Source organism: Rhizobium ecuadorense, from assembly GCF_001187535.1.
Taxonomy (GTDB): Bacteria; Pseudomonadota; Alphaproteobacteria; order Rhizobiales; family Rhizobiaceae; genus Rhizobium; species Rhizobium ecuadorense.
The window spans coordinates 1-248 of sequence record NZ_LFIO01001833.1; the positions used below are offsets into that span (position 1 = coordinate 1).

Annotated in this window: 1 pseudogene; it reads right to left on the reverse strand. The window is 57.7% G+C overall.

What is annotated here, in order from left to right:
• Positions 1-248 (reverse strand): annotated as a pseudogene (locus AF337_RS38710) (sugar ABC transporter permease); the annotation flags it as partial.

Genomic DNA, 248 nt, shown 5'->3' on the forward strand with positions numbered 1-248 from the left:
CCGTGAAGGTGATGCCGATGCCAATCGTCGAGACCAGGACGGGAAAGAAGACCAGCGTGCGCAGGAAGCTGCGGGCGAAGATATTGCTGGTCAGCAGCACGGCGAGTAGCAACCCGCAGACCGTCTTCAGGCCGGATGTCGTCACGGCGTAGATCAGCGTGTTGACCAGTCCCTTGACCAGGAATGGTTCGGAAAAGAACTGCTGAAAGTTTTCGAGCCCGATGAATTCGGCGGTCGAAAGATCCCAG